The organism is Actinomadura sediminis (assembly GCF_042675525.1).
GTDB classification, from domain to species: Bacteria; Actinomycetota; Actinomycetes; order Streptosporangiales; family Streptosporangiaceae; genus Spirillospora; species Spirillospora sediminis.
Genome location: NZ_JBHTJA010000010.1, coordinates 19274 through 37347, shown reverse-complemented (window position 1 = coordinate 37347; position 18074 = coordinate 19274). Strand labels below are relative to the sequence as shown.

Sequence of the window (18074 nt, the reverse complement as noted above, 5' to 3'; positions counted from 1 at the left end):
CCGCGGCGCAGGTCGGCACGCCAGAAGAAGCGCGGGGCCGGCCCGGCGCACAGCACGCCGGGAGATGCGGCGGCGCCGGCCCCGATCCGACGATGACGCGGTGAACGCGGAACCGGCGCACCGGCGCCCGGCCGCCGACCCCACGGTCCAGGGAGGGACACGCGTGCGCGTGATCGTCGACTACGACATCTGCGACAGCAACGGCCTGTGCGCCGAGGTCGCGCCGGAGATCTTCGAGCTGGACGAGGAGGACCGGCTGCGGATCCTGGACGAACGCCCCGGTCCGGAGCGGTGGGGGACGGCCGAGGCGGCCGCGCGGGCCTGCCCCAAGCTCGCCATCGCCCTGGAGGCCGGCTGATGCGCACTCCGCATGACCGCGCCCCGCATGACCGCACCCCGCATGACCGCACCCCGGTGGTCGTCGCGGCGGCCCGCACCCCCATCGGGCGGCGCGGCGGGCGGCTGGCCGGGCTCAAGGCCGTCGAGCTGCTGAGGCACGTGCAACTGGAGGTGATCTCCCGCGCCGGGCTGGAACCCGGCGACGTGGAGCAGATCATCGGCGGCTGCGTGACCCAGACCGGCGAGCAGAGCCTCAACGTCACCCGCAACGCCTGGCTCGCCACGGGGCACGACCCGGCGGTCGGCTGCACCACCGTGGACGCGTCCTGCGGTTCGGCGCAGCAGGCCAACCACCTGCTCTGCGGGCTGATCGCGGCGGGCGCCGTGGACGTCGGCATCGCGTGCGGCGTCGAGTCGATGAGCCGGGTGCCGATCGGCGCCAACCTCTACCAGGGGCCGGGCCACTACAAGACCGCCGACTACCCGTGGGACGACCCCCCGAAGGCGCAGTTCGGCGGTGCCGAGCGGATCGCCGCGCGCCAGGGGATCACCCGCGCCGACGCGGACGCCTACGGCCTGGCGTCCCAGCGGCGGGCGGCCGAAGCCTGGCGGGACGGGCGCTTCGACCGGGAGGTGGCGCCGATCGACGCGCCGGCCCCCGACGCCGGCGGCGACCCGGCCGGCGCGCGCGTCCGGGTCGAGCGCGACGAGGGGCTGCGCCCGACCACCGCCGAGGCGCTCGCGCGGCTGCGGCCCAACGTCGAGGGCGGGGTGCACACCGCCGGGACCACCTCCCAGGTGTCCGACGGCGCGGCGGCGATCCTGTGGACGTCGTGGGCGCGGGCGCGGGAGCTGGGGCTGCCGGCCCGCGCCGTGCTGGACCACCAGGTCGTCACCGGCGCCGACCCCTACTACCTGCTCGACGGGCCGGTCGCCGCGACCGAGCGGATCCTGCGCCGCGCCCGGATGAAGGCCGGGGACGTGGACCTGTTCGAGGTCAACGAGGCGTTCGCGGCGGTCGTGCTGAACTGGGCCTCGGCCTTCGGCGTCGGCCTCGACCGGGTGAACGTGAACGGCGGCGCGATCGCGCTCGGCCACCCCCTCGGCGCCACGGGCACCCGGCTGCTGGTGAGCGCGCTCCACGAGCTGGAGCGCACCGGCCGGGAGACCGCGCTGGTCACCATGTGCTGCGGCGGGTCGCTCGGCACCGCCTCGATCCTGCGGCGGCTCGATCATGACTGACCGGGAACCGCGCCGCGGCCCCGGCCCGCTCGCGGGCGTGCGCGTGCTCGGCGTCACGAAGGTCTGGTCCGGCCCCCTGGCCACCTGCGTCCTGGCGGATCTGGGCGCGGACGTCGTCAGCGTCGAGCTTCCCGAGGCCCGGGACGGGCAGGTCCCCCCGGTCATCCCCGGGACGGAGCTGTCGTGGTTCCGCGAGTCGGTGCACCGCAACAAGCGCAGCGTCGCCCTCGACCTGCGGACGCCGGAGGGACGGGACCGTTTCCTGCGCCTGGTCGCGACGGCCGACGCCGTCGTGGAGAACTACCGGCCCGGCACGCTCGCGGACTGGGGGGTCGGGTACGACGACTGCCGCCGCGCGCGGCCCGGCATCGTCTTCGTGTCCGTCTCCGGGTGGGGGTCGACCGGCCCGAACGCCGGCCTCCCCGCGTACGACCCGGTGATCCAGGCGGCCGGCGGCTGGATGGCGCTGAACGGACCGCCGGACGGCGCCCCGGTGCGCGCCCCCACCTTCCTCGCCGACGAACTGGCCGGGCTGCACGCCGCGATCGGGACGCTGGCCGCGCTGGCGCACCGGGAGCGCACCGGCGAGGGCCAGCACGTGGACGTGGCGATGATGGACAGCCTGCTGTTCAGCAGCAGCGGGCTGCCCACGCTCGCGGCGACGGGGGCGCAGCCGCCGCGGCTCGGGAACGAGACCGACTTCGTGGTGCCGAGCAACGTCTACGCGTGCCGTGACGGGCACGTCTACCTGGCCGTCGCGCTCAACAAGCACTGGCGCGCCCTCGCCGAGGTGATCGGCCGCCCCGAGCTGGCGCGCGGGCCCGGTTACCGGACGAACGAGGAGCGGCTGGCCAACCGGGACGCCGTCAACGCGCTCGTCGGGGACTGGTGCGCGCGGCGGGACGCGGCCGAGGCGGAGGCGGAGCTCTCGGCGGCGGGCCTGGTCGCGGCGCGGGTGCGCACGTTCGAAGAGGCCGTGACCGACCCGCACCTGGCGGCGCGGGGAACGCTCGTGCCCACCAGGCTCAGCGACGGCTCGGTCGCGCCGCTCGTGGCGCCGCCCGCGCGGTTCTCCCGGACCCCCACCGGGATCCGGCGCGCCGCGCCGGCGCCCGGCGCGGACACCGCCGAGGTGCTGGCCGAGCTCGACGGCGAAGCAGCATCTTTCGATAACGACCTTTCCGCGCCCGGCGCCTAGTCTGCGAAGAGAAATGGAAATGAATCGGCGAAGCGGCGGAGTCATGCATCTGCACCATTTGGCGGCCACTTTTCACATGGGCGACCGCCCGCTGGACGAGATGAATTCCGGCGCGCTTTCCCGCCGGTCCGCCGGTGCGGCGGGCGAGGGGGCCGGGTGAGCGCGCGCGGGGCCGTGCTGGTCACCGGGGCCTCGCGGGGCATCGGACGCGCGGTGGCGCTGCGGATGGCGCGCGAGGGGCACGCGGTCGCCGGCTGCCACGCCACCGGGGGAGCGGCGGCGGAGAAGACCGAGGCCGAGATCAGGGCGCTCGGCGTGCCCTGCCATTTCGGCCGGTGCGACGTGTCCGACCCGGCCGCGGCCGAGGCGTTCATCGCCGCCGCCGAGGACCGGCTCGGCCGCATCGGGCTGCTGGTGAACAACGCCGGCGTCACCCGGGACGCGCCGCTGGTGCTGTCCTCCCGGGAGGATTGGGACGCGGTCCTGTCGACCAATCTTTCCGGCACCTGGAATATGTGCCGGGCCATGGTCTTCCGGTTCATGAAGAACGGCGGCGGCGCGGTCGTGAACATGTCCTCGGTCGCGGGGGTGTACGGCAATTCCGCGCAGACCGCCTATGCGGCGAGCAAAGCCGGGATCATCGGGTTCAGCAAGTCGCTCGCCAAGGAGGCGGGACGGTACGGGGTGCGGGTGAACGTGGTCGCGCCGGGGTTCATCGAGACCGACATGACCGACGCCCTCCCGGACAGGCTGCGGCGGCAGGCCCTGAGCCAGGTCACGCTGCGCCGGTTCGGGCGCCCCGAGGAGGTCGCCGGACTCGTCGCGTTCCTGCTGTCGGACGAGGCCGCCTACATCACCGGCCAGGTCTTCCAGGTGGACGGGGGGATCGTCCTGTGACGGCCCCGCGGACGCAATGGCGGGTACCGCCGGGGCCCGGCTTCGCGGCGCCGGTCGCCGCCGTGGACGCCTGGCGCGCGGAGCGGCGCGACGACGGCCTCGCGATCACCACGCGGACCCGGGTGCGCGGCGACGACCCGAACCTGCGGGGGCACTTCCCGGGACTGCCCATCTTCCCCGGCGTCTTCGTCATCGAGGCGGTGTGCCAGGCGATGGCCCTGGCCCTCCCGGGCGAGACGCCCGATCTCGGGGAGCTGCGGTCGGTGCGGTTCCTCGCCCCGCTGCTGGACGGGGACGAGCTGACGCTCGCCGTCACCGCGGCGCCCCGCACGGGCGGCGGCTGGGACGTCGCGGCCCGGGGGCGTCGCCGCGACGGGACCCCGGCGGTGCGCCTCCGCGCGGTGTTCGGCGCGGCCGACCCGCTCCCTCCCGCCGGCCCGCCGCCGGCGGTCGAACCCGCGGGGCCCGGCCTCGACGAGCATCACGACGTGCGGGCGGCGCTGCCCCAGCGGCATCCGTTGCTGCTGGTGGACCGGGTGCTCGAACTGGACCCCGGGAGATCCGTCACCGCGGTCAAGGCCGTCACCGGGACCGAGCCGTGCTACGCCGCCCTGCCGGACGGCTCGGGACCCCGCGCGTACCGGTACCCCCGGTCGCTGATGACCGAGTCGCTCGGGCAGTGCGCCGCGCTGCTCTGGCTCGGCGGGCGGGGCGGGACCGATCCCGGCGACGGAGCGGTGCTGATGTTCGCCGGCGTCCGCGACCTGCGGTTCGCCGGCCACGCCCGGCCCGGCGACGTCCTGCGGCACCGGGTCCGCCTGGACTCCGCGATCGCCGGCACCGCCTTCGCCTCCGGCGAGACCTGGGTGGGCGACCGGCGGATCGCCGCCGCCACCGCCCTGATCGCCGCCCGGCGCCCCGTGCGCCCCACCGAACTCGTGCCGCGCCGCGGCACGGGCACCGACCGCGCGGACGGTGCACAGCACAGTCGAACAGCCAGGAAGGGAACGCGATGACGCAGGAAGAGCGGCAGCTCGAGGAGCTCCGGGAGATGGTCGCCGAGGTGCTGGAGCTGGAGCCCGGAGAGCTCACCGACACGGGCCACTTCGTCGACGACTACGAGGCCGACTCGCTCCGCGCCATCGAGATCCTGGCGCGGATCGACAAGACGTACAAGGTGGAGATCCCCCAGTCCGAACTGCCCCGGCTGGACAACCTGAAGGCCGTGCACGCGGCGCTGCTGCGGTACTCGGGCGACCGGGGCTGAGCCGTGGTCCGCGCCGCGGTGACCGGTCTCGGCCCGGTGTCGAGCATAGGCGTGGGCGCGGCGGCGTTCGCCGACGCGCTGCGCGCGGGCCGGTCCGGGATCTCCCGGATCACCGGGTTCGATCCGTCCGGTTTCCCCTACCAGAACGCCGGAGAGGTCCGCGGATTCGACCCCGCCGCGCACCTGCGCCGGCTGGACCCGGCCCGGTGGGGCCGGTCCAGCCGGTTCGCCGCGAGCGCGGCCCGGCTCGCCCTCGAGGACGGCGGCCTGGACGCGGGCGCGTTCGATCCGCGGCGGGCGCACGCGGTCATCGGGACCACCAGCGGCGAGTCGCAGGTCGCCGAGGCGCTGACCGCCCAGATCGTCGACGGCGGGTTCGCCGCGCAGGACCCGGCACTGCTGTCGCAGCTCCCCGCGGGGAGGCTGGCGAACGCGGTGAGCGCGGAACTCGGCCTGCGCGGCGAGTCGCTGACCATCGCCACCGCGTGCTCCGCGAGCAACTACGCCCTCGGGTACGCCTACGACCTGCTCGTCACCGGGGAGGCGGACGTCGTCCTGGCCGGCGGCGCCGACTCGGTGTGCCGGTGGGCCCATGCCGGCTTCCACCGCATGGGCGCGCTCGCCGAGAAGGCCTGCGCGCCGTTCGACCGGAACCGGTCGGGCATCCTCACCGGCGAGGGCGGCGCGGTGCTGCTGCTGGAGACGTTCGAGCACGCCCGGGCGCGCGGCGCCCGCGTCTACGCCGAACTGCTCGGCTACGGGCTGAACTGCGACGCCAGGCATCCGGTGGCCCCGGACGCCGCCAGCGTCGCCGCGTGCATGCGCCTGGCGCACCGCAACTCCGGCGTCAAGCCCGAGGACGTCGACTACATCTGCGCGCACGGCACCGGCACCCCCACCAACGACCTCGTGGAAGGGAAGGCGGTGCTGGAGGTCTTCGGGGACCGCCCGCCGCCGATCAGCTCGATCAAGTCCATGATCGGCCACACCATGGGCGCCGCCTGCGGGTTCGGCGCGATCGCCGGTGTGCTGGCCATCGACCAGGGCTTTCTCCCCCCGACCGTCAACTGGGCCGAGCCCGACCCCGGCCTCCCGGGGATCGACGCGGTGCCCAACACCGCCAGAACCGCCCAGGTGCGCGTCGTCCAGAACGACGGGTTCGCCTTCGGCGGCAACAACGCCATCGTGATGCTGGGAGCACCGGAGTGACCCCCCTCACCGTCACCGGATGGAGCGCGCTGACCTCCGCGGGCGTCGGCGCCCGCGCGCTGGCCGGGCGGCTCGCCGGGGCGCCGGCCGCCGCGGGCGGCTTCGACGTCACCGGCATGTACGACGAGCCGCTGCCCGCGCCGTACGCCCACGCGCTGCCCGACTTCGACGTCCGCGCGCACCTCGGACGCAAAGGCACCGGCTCCTACGACCGCGTCACCGGCCTGGCCGTGGTCTGCTGCCAGGAGGCTCTGCGCGACGCCGGCACCGTCGTCGACGACGGCACCCGCGCCCGGGTCGGGGTCGCCCTCGGCACCAGCCTGGGCAGCTTCCGCTCCACCAGCGACTACACCCGCGAGACGCTCGTCCAGGAGCGGCCGTACCTGGTCAACCCCCTGCTGTTCCCGAACACGGTGATGAACGGCGCGGCGGGGCAGGTCGCGATCCGGTTCGGGCTGCGCGCCGTCAACGCCACCATCGCGGGCGGCCCGCTGGCCTTCCTCAACGCCGTCCGCTACGCGGGCAACGCGATCGAGCGCGGCTACGCCGACGTCATGCTCACCGGGGCGGTCGAGGAGTTCACCCCGCACCGCGCGTGGGCGTCGGCGCTGTCGGGTTCCGCCGCCGGTGTCGCCGCCGGCGAGGGCGCGGGCGTGTTCGTGCTCGCGCGCGACGAACCCCCCGAGTGGGCCGGGCCACGGCGGTCCGCGCGGATCCTCGCGACCGCCACCGGGTTCGGCCCGGACGGCGACGGCGCGGCCGAGGCGCTGGAGGGGTGCGTCCTGCGGGCGCTGGAGCGGTCGTACGTCCATCCCGGCGAGGTGTCGACCGTGCTGACCGGGGAGTCCGGCCCCGACGGCACGGCCGAGTACGAGCCCGCCGCGCGCGTGCTCGGCCACCGGCCCGAACGGATCACGACCAAGGGGCTGTTCGGCGAGTGCGACGCCGCCTCCGCGGCGGTCGGGCTCGCGGTGCTGCTGGCCTCCGAGCGGCCGCGCACCCCGGCGGACGGCCTGTGCCTGATCACCGCCAGGGGCGCCGACGGGGCGGTCGGCGCCGCGATCGTGGAGGGAGTCGCCGATGACGGCCCTGCTGGCGGGTAGCGCCGTGCGGACCTGCCTCGGGGACGGCGCCGGGACGTTCGCCGCGCTGCTGCGCGGCGAATGCGGCGCGCGCCCGCTGCCGCTCGCGGACGCCGCCGCGCTCAACGTGTCCGCCGCCTATCACATGCCGGACGGGGAGCCCGCCACGCCGTTCCGGGCCGCCCGGCTCCTCGCCGGATGCGTCGCCGAGGCCGCCCGGCGGGCGGGCCTGGACCCCGCCCGGCAGCGGGTGGCGGTGGTCGCCGGCACCGGCCTGGGCGAGCTGCCCGCCGTCGAGGATCGGGCGCTGAACGGTACCGCCGTCGCCGCGGACGACCTGCACTTCGGCGGGGCGGTGCGGGCCGCCCTGCCGGGGGTGGCGGAGGTGACCACCCTCTCGGGCGCGTGCAGCGCGGGAGGGCACGCCCTCGCACTGGCACAGGACCTGGTGGAACTGGGCGAGGCCGACGCGGCGGTGGCCGCGGCGGCCGACACGATGACCCGGTCGATGCTCGCGATGATCGGCAAGGTCGCGCCCGTGCCCGCCCGCCGCGTCCGGCCGTTCGACCGGGACCGCGGCGGAGTGCTGCTCGGCGAGGGCGCCGCCGCCTTCGTCGTCGTCCCCGAGGGCTGGCGGGGCCCGGTGTCGGCCCGGCTGGCCGGGACGGGGCTGTCCTGCGACGCCCGCCACGAGACCGCGCCCGATCCGCACGGGATCCGCCGTTCCATGCGGGACGCCTTCGAGCGGTCCGGACGCGAGCCCGCCGACGTCGGCGTGGTCGTGGCGCACGGGACGGGGACCGCGCTGAACGACCCGGCGGAATGCCTGGCGCTGCACGAGGAGGTCGCCGGCCCCGGGGGCGGGCCGCTGGTGACCGCCGTGAAGGGCGCGGTCGGCCACACGTCCGGCGCGGCGGCGCTGATCAACCTGGACGTCGGGGTCCGCGTGCTGGCGCACGGCGCGGCGCCCCCGGTCGTCGGCCTCCGCCGCGTGCTGGAGGAGGGCGAGGGGCTGCGCTTCGTGCGGGGGGAGCCGGCCCGGTGCGCGCCCGGCCTCGTGCAACTGAACGCCTTCGGCTTCGGCGGCGTCAACGCGGTGACCCTGCTGGAGGCGGTGTGATGCCCGGGAAGGACGGCGCGGCGGCGCCCGTGGCCGCCGCCGCGTGGAGCGTGTACCTGCCGGGCACCCGCCCCGCGGCGGAGGTCGCGCGATGGCTGGGACCGCTGAAGGGCGGCTGGGGCGAGGCCGAGTCCCCGCCGCCGGAGAACGCCGCCGCCGTCCTCGGGCGCAAGGGCCTGCTGTCCAGGGAACCGGCGACCCGGCTGGCGCTCTGCGCGGTCCATCGCGCCCTGGGCCTGCCGCCGGGACGGCGCCCCGCACCCGTCCCCGCTCCCCGGACCGCCGTGGTGGCCTGCGGGAACCTGGGCAACGCCGCCACCGTCTCGGACGTCGCCCGCACCGTCGCGGCCGAAGGCGGGCGCGGGGTCAGCGTCCTGGACGCGCCCAACGTGTCCGGCAACGTCCTCGCCGGGACGGTCGCGCTGTGGTTCGGGTTCGGCGGGCCGAACCTGATGGTCTGCTCCGGTGCCGCGGCCGGCCTGGACGGGCTCGTGCTCGCCGCGCGGCTGCTGCGCGCGGGACGCGCCGACAAGGTCGTCCTCGTCGGCGCCGAACCCGCCGACGAGGACGCGGCGGCGCTGCACGCCGCCGGCCGGGAACGGCCGCTGCGCGCGGGGGCCGCCTGCCTGGTCCTCGTCCCCGCGGGCACCGCGCCGCCCGGCGGCGTCCTCATCGAACCCCGCACCGGCCCCGAACCCACCGGCCCCGAACCCACCGGCCCCGAACCCACCGGCCCCGCGTCTGCCGGTCCCGCCCGCGGGCCGCGCCCGGACGCGGTCACTGTCGGTCCCGGCGGCTTCGACCCGGCCGTCCACTGGGGCGACGCCTACGGGGCGGGCGGCGTCGTCTCGCTGGCGCTCGCCGCGCACCTCGCCGCCGACGAGTCCGTCCCGGCCGTCGAGGTCCGGCACGAGGCCCCGGGCTCCCGCTCCGCCCGCGTCGTCCCGGCCGCCGGGGAGGCGCCGTCATGAGGGAGACGGTCACGCACGAGGTCGGGGTGCGCACGCTGTCGCCGGGCGGGCCCGGGGCGCCGCTGGTCGTCTTCGCCCACGGCCTGGAGGACTCCTGGACGAGCTGGCTCCCCGTCGCGGGAGAACTCGACCCCGCGTGGCGGGCGCTCGCGCTCGAGCTGCCGTGGCGGCCGGGCAACGACTACGCCTGGCGCGGCCGCTCGCCCGGACACTGGCTCGCCCGCGCCCTGGACCTGGTCGGGGAGGCGCCCGACGCCCTCGTCGCGCACTCCTTCGGCGCGGGGGCCGCGCTCGAACTGCTCTGCGCCGGCGGGCCCGCGCCCGCCGCCTCCGCGGCACTGGTGTGCCCGCTCTACCGCATGCCGTCCCAGCCGGTGGGCTGGCACGCGTTCGACCGGTCCCGGACCACGTTCATGCAGCACGTGCGGGACAGCGTCCGGGCGGGGATGGGGTCCCGCGCCGACACCGTCGACCCGGCGGTCCTGGCCGCGATGATGGAGCTCGCCCTCGACCGGGTCGGCCCCATCGCGTTCCTCACCGTCTTCGAGCAGTTCGTCGCGAGCGCGGCGCTGCGGCTGGAGAACGCCGCGCCGCCCGCGATCGTCCTGGCGGGCGGCGCCGACCCGACGCTGTCGCGGCGGGCCGCCGTGGCGCTCGCCGGCGCCATGCCGGACGCCCGCCTCGTCTACGACCCGGGTTACGACCACTTCTGCCACATCCGGCACGCGCACCGCATCGCGGGCCTGGTCGCCGACCTCGTCGGCACCGTCCGCGCCGAGACGAGAACGGCGGGAAACCACCGATGACCGAGACCATTTCACCGGCACGGGAGACGGACGCCCCGACGGTGCTCCGCGGACGCCCGTCCCCCGAGGGCGCCAACATCCGTACCTGGATCGGCTTCAAGCACTTCGTCTACCTCGTCGAGCAGGCCGTGCTGCAATGGCTGATCGACCGGGGCGCGGGCGCCGGGACGCTCTTCCACGAGCACGGGCTCGGTGTGCGGATCACCGACTGCTCGGTGCAGCTCCCCGCCGTCCTCCTGCTCGACGACGAGGTCGACGCCCGGGTGGCCGCCCGCGACGACGGCCGCCTGGACGTCCGGCTCACCGCGGTCCGCGACGGCGCGGAGGTCACCGTGCTGCGCGGCAAGGTGGCGTTCGCGCTGGTGCGCGAGCGGACGGCGGACCGGTACCGGCCCGCGCCGCCCGCCCTGGCCCGCTGGGAGGTCGCCGAGCCGGTGGAGCCCGAGCCGCTCGCCGTCGCCGCGGGCGAGCCCGTGGAGGCGGTCCTCGCCACCGAGCCCGGCTCCTACCTGTGGTCCTGGCGCGCCCCGTACTTCTACTGCCACTACTCGGACACCGTCCAGCACTCCGGGTTCGTCCGGGCGCTGGAAGAGGTGGTGGACCGCTTCCTGGCCGACCGCGGGATATCCGTCGGCAGGCTGCTCCGGGAACGCTCCTGGATCCCGGTCGTGTCCCGTGTCGCCCTGCGGCTCCACGCCCCCGCCCGCATGGAGGAGACGATCCACACCGTCTTCACCGTGCGGGAGATCATGCGCGGGGTCATGTTCGACGCGCGCATGGACTGCCATGTCCTGCGCGACGGCGCGCTGGTGCCGGTGGCCACCGCCCGCATCCTGCACGGCTACGCGATCGCGGCGGGCGAGGGCGCCGGGACGCTCGCCGAACTCGACGACGGGGTCGTCCGTGCGCTGCTCGGGGACCGGCCGTGAAGCGGCGGGCGCGGCTGTACTTCTCGTTCCGCAGCCCCTACAGCTGGCTGACGGTCGACCGGCTCCGCCGGGAGGTCCCCGGCGCGTTCCGGGCGCTGGACCTCTACCCCTACTGGGACCCGGACGAGCGGTCCAGCGCCGCGCTGGCCGAACGCGGCGGCGAGTTCCACTACGTCCAGATGAGCCGCGCCAAGCACCTGTACATGCTGATGGACACCAAGCGGCTCGCCGAGCGGCAGGGCCTGCGGATGGCCTGGCCCGTCGACGTCGACCCGTGGTGGGAGCCTCCGCACCTGGCCTGGCTGCTGGCCCGCCGGCTCGGCCGGGCCGAGGAGTTCTACGACGCCGTCGTGGAGGCCCGCTGGGGCCGCGGCGAGGACATCTGCGAGCCGGCCGTGGTGCGGGCGGCCGCGGAGCGGGCGGGGATCGACCCGGACTCGGCGGCCCGCGCGGCGGAGGACCCCGGCATCCGCGAGGAGGCCGCCGACTGCCTTCACCAGGCGTACCTCGACGACGTGTTCGGCATCCCGTACCTCAAGTGGGGCCGGCACCGGTTCTGGGGGTTCGACCGCCTGGACGCCTTCCTGGACGTCTGGCGGCCTGAGACGGAAGGAGTCACGACATGAGCGCCACCGTGCCCGTTCGGAGCGGGACCGAGGCGAACGACGAGGCGCCCGCCGCGGAGAAGGCCGCGGAGGACGCGGCGGAGTACACGGCGGAGGACGCGGCGGAGTACGCGGCCGACCGCGATCCGTGGGAGGGCGTCCCGGCCGCGCTCCTGGCGGCCGGGCGCGCCTACGACACCGACACCGCGGGCGGCTGCGGATGACCGGCACGGCGCGGACGGCCGGCACGGCGCCGCAGCGCACCGTCGAGGACGAGCGGCTGCACCGCAAGCGGCGGCTCGCCGCGGCGCTGCGGCTGTTCGCCGCGCGGGGCTTCGACGAGGGCGCGGGCGGCCACATCACCGCCCGCGACCCGCAGTGGCCGGACCGGTTCTGGATCAACCCGTTCGGCGTTCACTTCGGGCGGGTCCGCGTCAGCGACCTCCTGCTCGTCGACCACGCCGGGACCGTCCTGTCGGGGGACGGCGCCGTCAACCCGGCGGGCTTCGTGATCCACTCCGAGATCCACGCGGCCCGCCCGGACGTCGTGGCGGCCGCCCACACGCACTCCGTGCACGGGCGGGCGTGGTCGACGCTGGGCCGCCCGCTGGCCCCCCTCACCCAGGACGCCTGCGCCTTCTACCGGGACCACGGGGTGTACGACGACTTCGGCGGCGTGGTGCTCGGCCGCGAGGAGGGCGAGCGCATCGCCGAGCGGCTCGGCACGGGCAAGGCGGTCGTCCTCCGCAACCACGGCCTGCTGACCGTCGGCCGGTCCGTGGCCGAGGCCGCGTGGTGGTTCCTGGCGATGGAGCGGTGCTGCGAGGTGCAGCTGCTCGCCGAGGCCGCCGGCGCCCCCGTCCCGATCCCGCCCGACGTGGCGCGGGCGACCGCCTCCGTCATGGGCACGCCCGGCATGGGACGGCTCAACTTCAAGCCGCTGTACGACGACATCGTCCGCGCCGAACCCGACCTGCTCGACTGACCCGCCCGCCCGCCCGGCCGCCCCGCCCGGCCGACCCGTCCGGCCGTTCGACCCGCCCGCCCGGCCGATCCGGCCCGCTCGACCATCCGACCAGGGAGACGTCCATGCCGACGCTGCTCGACGAGCACATCAAGCACGACCCGGAGGGGACCGCGATCGCCGCGGGCGGCGGCACCCTGAGCTGGGCCGCCCTCGGCGACCGGGTGAACCGGTGGGGCGACCTGCTGCGCCGCCGCGGGCTGCGGCCGGGCGACCGGCTGGCCTGCGTCCTCGGCAACCGGCGGGAGACCTTCGAGGTGCTGCTCGCCTGCCTGCACAGCGGCATCACCGTGGTCCCCGTCAACTGGCACCTGACCGCGTCCGAGATCGCCTACATCCTCGCGGACTCCGGCAGCCGGGCGGTGGTGACCGAGCACGCCCACATCGCCGCGACGGCGGGCGCCGTGGACTCCGCCGCCGCGGGGCACCGCTGCACGACCCGGCTCGTCCTCGGCGACTGGGACGCCAAGGGGTTCGAGGCGGCGGAACCGCTGCTGGCCGCCGCGGACGGGGCCGAGCCCGGCGTGCAGATCTGCGGCTCCACCATGCTGTACACCTCCGGCACCACCGGGTCCCCGAAGGGGGTCGTCAACAACCTGTTCGTGACGGGCGCGCCCTTCTCGGACGTCCGGCGCCTCGGCGGGTACGCCCGGTCGGTGCTCGACGTCCCGGCGCGCGAGCGGGTCCTGCTCGCCGGCCCCTGGTACCACTCGGCCCAGCTCTTCTTCTCGCTGCTGTCGCTGCTGCAGGGATCCCGGCTGGTCGTCGCGGCCCGCTTCGAGCCCGCCGCCATGCTGCGCACCATCGACGAGGAGCGGATCACGGCGGTCCACCTGGTGCCCACGCAGTTCGTCCGGCTGCTGAGGCTGGACGACGTGCTGCGGCGCGAGTTCTCGGGCGCCAGCCTGCGGCGGGTCTGGCACGGCGGCGGCCCCTGCGCGGCCGACGTCAAGCGGCGGATGATCGACTGGTGGGGGCCGGTGTTCCTGGAGTACTACGGTGCCACCGAGGGCGGAGCGGTCACGCTCATCGACTCCGAGGAGTGGCTGCGCCGCCCGGGCAGCGTCGGCCGCGCCGTGCCCGCCTACGAGATCCTCGTCGTCGGCGAGGACGGCACCGTCCTGCCGCCCGGCCGCGACGGCCGCGTCTTCGTCCGCCGCCGCGGCGGCGGACGGGGCTTCCGCTACCACAACGCCCCGGACAAGACCCGTGCCGCCCACCTGGAGCCGGGCGTCTTCACCTTCGGCGAGATCGGCCGCCTGGACGAGGACGGATACCTGTACCTCACCGGCCGCGAGCAGGACATGATCGTCAGCGGCGGCGTGAACGTCTACCCGGCCGAGGTGGAGGCGGTGCTGCTGCGGCATCCCGGCGTCGCGGACGCCGCGGTCATCGGCCTTCCCGACGAGGAGTACGGCGAGCGGGTCGTCGCCGTCGTCCAGCGCGAGCTCGGGGCGCCGTCCGAGCTGGCCGTCGGGCTCGACGCCCACTGCCGCAGGTCGCTGGCCGGGTTCAAGGCGCCGCGCGCCTACCACTTCGTGGACGAACTGCCCCGCGAGCCGACGGGGAAGCTGCCCAAGCAGGCGCTGCGGCGGCTCCTCGCCGAGCGCGCGAAGAACCTGGAGGCGAGCCCCCGATGACGAACGCGACCGGTCCGGCCCGCCCGGACATCGCCCATCCCGCGACGTTCGCCGCCGGCGTGCCGCACGCGGAGTTCGCCCGGCGGCGCCGCGAGGAGCCGGTGGGGTGGGTGGAGGAGCCGCCGCTGTGGCGGCGTGCCGCCGGCGGGCGGACGGCGCAGCGCGGCACCGGCTACTGGGCCGTGACGGCGCACGAGGACGTCCTGGAGGTGTCGCGCCGGCCGGAGGTCTTCTCGTCCGCCGCGAAGGGGGCCTTCCTGGTCGATCCGCGCACCGACGCCGACCTGCGGCAGGCGCGGGAACTGCTCGTCAACATGGACGCGCCGCAGCACCTGCGCATCCGCAGGCTGGTCACCTCCGTGTTCACGCCGCGGGCGGTCCGGTCGCTGGCGGAGTCGGTCGCCGCGCACGCGGCCGCCCTGGCCGAGCGGGCGGTGCGCGCGCCGCGGTTCGAGGTGGTCGCCGACCTGGCGAGCGAGCTGCCGCTGCTGGTGCTCGCCGACCTGCTCGGGGTGGACCGGCGGGACCGTCACCTGCTGTACCGGTGGAGCAACCACCTGGTCGGCTTCGACGATCCCGAGTACGGCGGCGGCGACGTCGAGGTCTACCGCGCCACCTTCGGCGAGGCGTTCGCGTACGCGCTGCGGCTGGCGGCGCGCCGGCGCGACGACCCCGCCGGCGACCTGGTCAGCCTGCTCGCCAACGCCGAGGTGGACGGCCGTCGGCTCACCGACCGGGAGTTCTGCAACTTCTGGCTGCTGCTGGTGGTCGCGGGCAACGAGACCACCCGGCACCTGATCAGCGGAGCCCTCCAGGCGCTCCACGACCACCCCGCCGAACGCGAACGGCTGGTCTCCGGCGCGGTCCCGATGGCCTCGGCGGTCGAGGAGCTGATCCGCTGGGTCACGCCCATCATGCAGTTCCGCCGTACCGCGGTCCGGGACACGACGCTCGGGGGACGGCCGATCCGGGCCGGTGACAAGGTCGTGATGTACTACGCCTCGGCGAACCGCGACCCGGCGGTGTTCGACGCCCCGGACGCGCTCGACCTCGCCCGGGACCCCAACCCGCATCTCGCTTTCGGGACCGGCCCGCACTTCTGCCTGGGCGCGCACCTGGCGCGGCTGGAACTGACCGCGCTGCTGACCGCGCTGGGGCCGAACCTGGCGCGCTTCGAACCGCTCGGCCCGGCGGTCCGGCTGGAATCCAACTTCGTCAACGGGGTCAAGTCGATGCCCGCGCGTTTCGCCCCGCCCTCCTGAACGCGCCGGGACGCGCGTTCACTCGGCCACGGGCAGGATCTCGCCGAACCCGGTCAGCCGCAGCAGGCCGCTCAGCCGCTCGCCCGGCCGCGCGAGCACGACGCGCCCGCCGAGCCGCTTCGCGGTGAGCTGCAGCCGGGCGAGCGCCTGGAGCGTCGTGACGTCCGGCTCCGTCACCGCGGCCACGTCGCAGACCACCTCGCGGACGCCCCCGTCGCGCATGATCGCCCGCAGCCGCTCGCACAGCGCGCCGACATCGGCCGGGGCGAGGGACGGGCCGATGGTCAGCACGCCGGGGGCGGACATGGCGGACTCCTGCGACCGGGGGCGGGACGGGGACGGCCGGGGCGGCGTCGCCCCGGCCGTGGCGGGCGGACGGCGCGTCAGCCCGCCGCCGTCTTCCCGGACGCCGCCGGGGCCGGGGGCCTCCCGGCGGGACCCGGCGGGGCGGCCGGCGGGGTCCCGTTCTTCAGGACCCGGTAGATCATCTCCGGGCTCATCAGCCCGTCGGGGGGATCGACCAGCCCGGCCACCCGCATGAACGCGCGGGTCACCTGCGGGTCCCGCGTCATCGCCGACTGGAGCAGCGCCATGTAGGCGTTCGTCATCTCCACCATGGGCGTGCGCGGCCCCTCCACCTCGGGGAAGGCGAGGTCCCCGCCCGCCGAGATCTGCCAGGGGGCCTCGATGACCGCGGCGATGTCCTTCTGGAACGGCAGCGGCTCGGGCCTTCCCCGGCGCAGGTGCGCGCGCAGCGTCAGCGCCTCCATCGCGGCGACGGTCATGCCCTGCCCGTAGACGGGGTTGAAGCTGCAGGCCGCGTCCCCGACCACCAGCAGCCGGGCGGGGAGGCGCTCCAGGTCCTCGTAGCGGCGCCGGACGCTCGCCGGATACGTGAAGGCGACCGGGTCGTCGAGCGGCTCCGCGTCCTTGATGACGTCATGGACGTCGGGCACCGGCAGCGTCCTGGTCCACTCCAGGAACCCTTCGGGGTCGGTGGGCGCGCCGTCGCCCAGCACGCCGGTGAGCGAGACGATGCTGCGGCCGCCGTCGATCCGCGAGAAGAACGCGCCGCGCGGATGCGACGGCGAGGACACCGGGTTGATCGACATGTCCCCGTTCAGGACGGTCTCGTCCGGCAGCCGGTAGTGGCGGGTGGTGTAGGTCAGGTCGATCTTGATGCGTTCCTCGGCGGGCCGGGAATAGCCCAGTTCCTCCAGCCACACGGGCGTGCGGGACCCCCGCCCGGTGGCGTCCACGACCAGGTCCGCGTCGACGACCTCGGGCTCGGCCCCCTCCGCGCGGCGCCGGACGCGCACGCCGGTCACCGCGGCCCCGTCGCCGGTGGCGACGAGGTCGAGGATGTCGGTCTCCTCCGCGAACCGCACGTTCTCCCAGGCCGCCACCCCCTCCCGGACGTGGCTCTCCAGCACCGGGCGGTCCGCGGAGACGCAGACCAGGCCGGTGGGCGCCGGCCTGGTCCGCCGGCCGTTGAAGAACCAGCGCAGCTCGCCGAGGTCGGCGGTGGGGATCCCGGCCGCCACCGCGCGCTCGGTGAACCCGGGGAACAGCTCGTCGAGGATCTGCTGCCCGCGCGCGAGCAGCCCGTGGACGTGCCGTCCCTGCGGGACGCCGCGCCGGGGCGTCGTCACCCCGGTCAGCCTGTCCCGGTCCACGATCACGACCTCGGCGTAGGACTCGGCGAGCACCCGGGCGGCCAGCAGCCCCGCCATGCTCCCGCCGAGCACCACCGCCCGCTCCCCGACCCGCCCGTCGCCGGCCCGTCCGTCCGCTTGCCTGTCCGATGTGGTCACGTCGCCTCCTGATGGTCGTGACTGTGCAGAAAGAGAGCGCGCCGCCGGGTCAGGCCGGGTCCCGCGGGCTGTTCTGGTACGCCGCCAGCAGCCATTCGCCGTCCTGCTTGACCGCCAGCCAGCCGGCCCGGATGGCGGCCTCGTCGGCCAGTTCCGTCCGGCCCGCCTCGATGACGCCCCCCTCCGTGATGAGCAGGGCGACACCGGGCGCGAGGAACCGCGCGTTGACGGGCTTCCCGGTCACCCGGGTGCCCTTGTAGACGCCGGCGAACGCCTCGCGCATGAACGAGCGGATCGCGTCCCGGCCCGCCTGGTACACGCCGGGCAGGACGAGGGTGCCGTCCTCGGTGAACAGGTCGCCGAAACCGTCGGCGTCGTGGGCGGCCCACACCTCGACGAGGCGCTGCGGGAGGCCCGCCAGAGCGGCCTGGTCGTCGGCGGAGGGGCCGGGGGCGGAGGACGACGCGTTCGCTGCCATTTACATTTCTCCGTGCTCTCTCGCAATTCTCGGCGAACGGACCCGTTCGGGGGACGCCCGCCCGGCGGCGAGTAATTCGTCCGCACCTACCGACCCTCCCACTCCGCGCTCGTGGCGACAATCTTCCGAATTGCTCTGCAAAATCGAAAAAAGCACGCCAACGGATGTCCGCGCGTCCATTCGGCTGCCAG

General features: G+C 75.6%; 20 protein-coding genes. 17 read left to right on the top strand and 3 right to left on the bottom strand.

Annotated features, from left to right (window positions below; translation table 11 throughout):
- The first annotated feature begins 100 nt into the window (after positions 1–100).
- From ACFQ11_RS08080 to ACFQ11_RS08000, 17 genes are all read left to right on the top strand, one after another.
- A complete protein-coding gene (locus ACFQ11_RS08080) occupies positions 101–358 on the top strand; it encodes a ferredoxin (RefSeq protein WP_378297322.1) in 258 nt (85 codons plus the stop codon).
- Positions 358–1581 carry a steroid 3-ketoacyl-CoA thiolase gene (locus tag ACFQ11_RS08075; RefSeq protein ID WP_378297320.1) on the top strand — a complete coding sequence of 408 codons (1224 nt, stop codon included), beginning with the start codon at positions 358–360 and terminating at the stop codon, positions 1579–1581. Before ACFQ11_RS08080 ends, ACFQ11_RS08075 begins: the two co-directional genes overlap by 1 nt.
- Complete coding sequence (locus tag ACFQ11_RS08070) at positions 1574–2779, top strand: CaiB/BaiF CoA transferase family protein (RefSeq protein WP_378297319.1); 1206 nt, start codon at positions 1574–1576, stop codon at positions 2777–2779. The genes ACFQ11_RS08075 and ACFQ11_RS08070 overlap by 8 nt, the downstream gene beginning before the upstream one ends.
- A gap of 156 nt (positions 2780–2935) precedes the next feature.
- Positions 2936–3676 carry a 3-oxoacyl-[acyl-carrier-protein] reductase gene (gene fabG / locus ACFQ11_RS08065; RefSeq protein WP_378297317.1) on the top strand — a complete coding sequence of 247 codons (741 nt, stop codon included), beginning with the start codon at positions 2936–2938 and terminating at the stop codon, positions 3674–3676.
- Positions 3673–4692 carry a 3-hydroxyacyl-ACP dehydratase FabZ family protein gene (locus tag ACFQ11_RS08060; protein ID WP_378297315.1) on the top strand — a complete coding sequence of 340 codons (1020 nt, stop codon included), beginning with the start codon at positions 3673–3675 and terminating at the stop codon, positions 4690–4692. The genes fabG and ACFQ11_RS08060 overlap by 4 nt, the downstream gene beginning before the upstream one ends.
- A complete protein-coding gene (locus ACFQ11_RS08055; RefSeq protein ID WP_378297314.1) occupies positions 4689–4943 on the top strand; it encodes an acyl carrier protein in 255 nt (84 codons plus the stop codon). Before ACFQ11_RS08060 ends, ACFQ11_RS08055 begins: the two co-directional genes overlap by 4 nt.
- A gap of 3 nt (positions 4944–4946) precedes the next feature.
- Positions 4947–6152: a beta-ketoacyl-[acyl-carrier-protein] synthase family protein gene (locus ACFQ11_RS08050; RefSeq protein ID WP_378297312.1), complete on the top strand. Its 1206-nt coding sequence runs from the start codon at positions 4947–4949 to the stop codon at positions 6150–6152.
- A complete protein-coding gene (locus ACFQ11_RS08045) occupies positions 6149–7255 on the top strand; it encodes a beta-ketoacyl synthase N-terminal-like domain-containing protein (RefSeq protein ID WP_378297311.1) in 1107 nt (368 codons plus the stop codon). Before ACFQ11_RS08050 ends, ACFQ11_RS08045 begins: the two co-directional genes overlap by 4 nt.
- Entirely contained in the window at positions 7233–8354 is a 1122-nt protein-coding gene (locus ACFQ11_RS08040) for a beta-ketoacyl synthase N-terminal-like domain-containing protein (protein WP_378297310.1), read from the top strand. The genes ACFQ11_RS08045 and ACFQ11_RS08040 overlap by 23 nt, the downstream gene beginning before the upstream one ends.
- Complete coding sequence (locus tag ACFQ11_RS08035; protein WP_378297309.1) at positions 8354–9325, top strand: beta-ketoacyl synthase N-terminal-like domain-containing protein; 972 nt, start codon at positions 8354–8356, stop codon at positions 9323–9325. The genes ACFQ11_RS08040 and ACFQ11_RS08035 overlap by 1 nt, the downstream gene beginning before the upstream one ends.
- Positions 9322–10131, top strand: coding sequence for an alpha/beta fold hydrolase (locus ACFQ11_RS08030; protein ID WP_378297308.1), 810 nt, complete (start codon positions 9322–9324; stop codon positions 10129–10131). The genes ACFQ11_RS08035 and ACFQ11_RS08030 overlap by 4 nt, the downstream gene beginning before the upstream one ends.
- The gene (locus ACFQ11_RS08025; RefSeq protein ID WP_378297307.1) at positions 10128–11060 is read left to right on the top strand and encodes a thioesterase family protein; all 933 of its coding nucleotides are present in this window, start codon (positions 10128–10130) and stop codon (positions 11058–11060) included. Before ACFQ11_RS08030 ends, ACFQ11_RS08025 begins: the two co-directional genes overlap by 4 nt.
- On the top strand, positions 11057–11686 hold the full coding sequence (locus ACFQ11_RS08020) for a 2-hydroxychromene-2-carboxylate isomerase (RefSeq protein WP_378297306.1): 630 nt from the start codon (positions 11057–11059) through the stop codon (positions 11684–11686). Before ACFQ11_RS08025 ends, ACFQ11_RS08020 begins: the two co-directional genes overlap by 4 nt.
- Positions 11683–11889, top strand: a complete 207-nt coding sequence (locus ACFQ11_RS08015; protein ID WP_378297305.1) for a hypothetical protein — start codon at positions 11683–11685, stop codon at positions 11887–11889. Before ACFQ11_RS08020 ends, ACFQ11_RS08015 begins: the two co-directional genes overlap by 4 nt.
- Entirely contained in the window at positions 11886–12650 is a 765-nt protein-coding gene (locus ACFQ11_RS08010; protein ID WP_378297304.1) for a class II aldolase/adducin family protein, read from the top strand. Before ACFQ11_RS08015 ends, ACFQ11_RS08010 begins: the two co-directional genes overlap by 4 nt.
- 104 nt (positions 12651–12754) lie before the next feature.
- The gene (locus ACFQ11_RS08005) at positions 12755–14329 is read left to right on the top strand and encodes an AMP-binding protein (protein ID WP_378297303.1); all 1575 of its coding nucleotides are present in this window, start codon (positions 12755–12757) and stop codon (positions 14327–14329) included.
- Positions 14326–15591, top strand: a complete 1266-nt coding sequence (locus ACFQ11_RS08000) for a cytochrome P450 (protein ID WP_378297302.1) — start codon at positions 14326–14328, stop codon at positions 15589–15591. Before ACFQ11_RS08005 ends, ACFQ11_RS08000 begins: the two co-directional genes overlap by 4 nt.
- An 18-nt stretch (positions 15592–15609) precedes the next feature.
- Here ACFQ11_RS08000 and ACFQ11_RS07995 read toward each other — a convergent pair whose 3' ends face one another.
- From ACFQ11_RS07995 to ACFQ11_RS07985, 3 genes are all read right to left on the bottom strand, one after another.
- Entirely contained in the window at positions 15610–15897 is a 288-nt protein-coding gene (locus ACFQ11_RS07995; RefSeq protein WP_378297301.1) for an STAS domain-containing protein, read from the bottom strand.
- A 77-nt stretch (positions 15898–15974) separates the two neighbouring features.
- A complete protein-coding gene (locus ACFQ11_RS07990) occupies positions 15975–17405 on the bottom strand; it encodes an FAD-dependent oxidoreductase (RefSeq protein ID WP_378297300.1) in 1431 nt (476 codons plus the stop codon).
- 49 nt (positions 17406–17454) lie between these two features.
- A complete protein-coding gene (locus ACFQ11_RS07985; protein ID WP_378297299.1) occupies positions 17455–17883 on the bottom strand; it encodes an SgcJ/EcaC family oxidoreductase in 429 nt (142 codons plus the stop codon).
- Between the last annotated feature and the right edge of the window lie 191 nt (positions 17884–18074).

Coding starts and splice junctions, on each gene's coding strand:
- ACFQ11_RS08075 (WP_378297320.1), top strand. CDS start 358: ATGCGCACTCCGCATGACCGCGCCCCGCATGACCGCACCCCGCATGAC.
- ACFQ11_RS08070 (WP_378297319.1), top strand. CDS start 1,574: ATGACTGACCGGGAACCGCGCCGCGGCCCCGGCCCGCTCGCGGGCGTG.
- ACFQ11_RS08055 (WP_378297314.1), top strand. CDS start 4,689: ATGACGCAGGAAGAGCGGCAGCTCGAGGAGCTCCGGGAGATGGTCGCC.
- ACFQ11_RS08040 (WP_378297310.1), top strand. CDS start 7,233: ATGACGGCCCTGCTGGCGGGTAGCGCCGTGCGGACCTGCCTCGGGGAC.
- ACFQ11_RS08035 (WP_378297309.1), top strand. CDS start 8,354: ATGCCCGGGAAGGACGGCGCGGCGGCGCCCGTGGCCGCCGCCGCGTGG.
- ACFQ11_RS08030 (WP_378297308.1), top strand. CDS start 9,322: ATGAGGGAGACGGTCACGCACGAGGTCGGGGTGCGCACGCTGTCGCCG.
- ACFQ11_RS08025 (WP_378297307.1), top strand. CDS start 10,128: ATGACCGAGACCATTTCACCGGCACGGGAGACGGACGCCCCGACGGTG.
- ACFQ11_RS08015 (WP_378297305.1), top strand. CDS start 11,683: ATGAGCGCCACCGTGCCCGTTCGGAGCGGGACCGAGGCGAACGACGAG.
- ACFQ11_RS08010 (WP_378297304.1), top strand. CDS start 11,886: ATGACCGGCACGGCGCGGACGGCCGGCACGGCGCCGCAGCGCACCGTC.
- ACFQ11_RS08005 (WP_378297303.1), top strand. CDS start 12,755: ATGCCGACGCTGCTCGACGAGCACATCAAGCACGACCCGGAGGGGACC.
- ACFQ11_RS08000 (WP_378297302.1), top strand. CDS start 14,326: ATGACGAACGCGACCGGTCCGGCCCGCCCGGACATCGCCCATCCCGCG.
- ACFQ11_RS07995 (WP_378297301.1), bottom strand. CDS start 15,897: ATGTCCGCCCCCGGCGTGCTGACCATCGGCCCGTCCCTCGCCCCGGCC.
- ACFQ11_RS07985 (WP_378297299.1), bottom strand. CDS start 17,883: ATGGCAGCGAACGCGTCGTCCTCCGCCCCCGGCCCCTCCGCCGACGAC.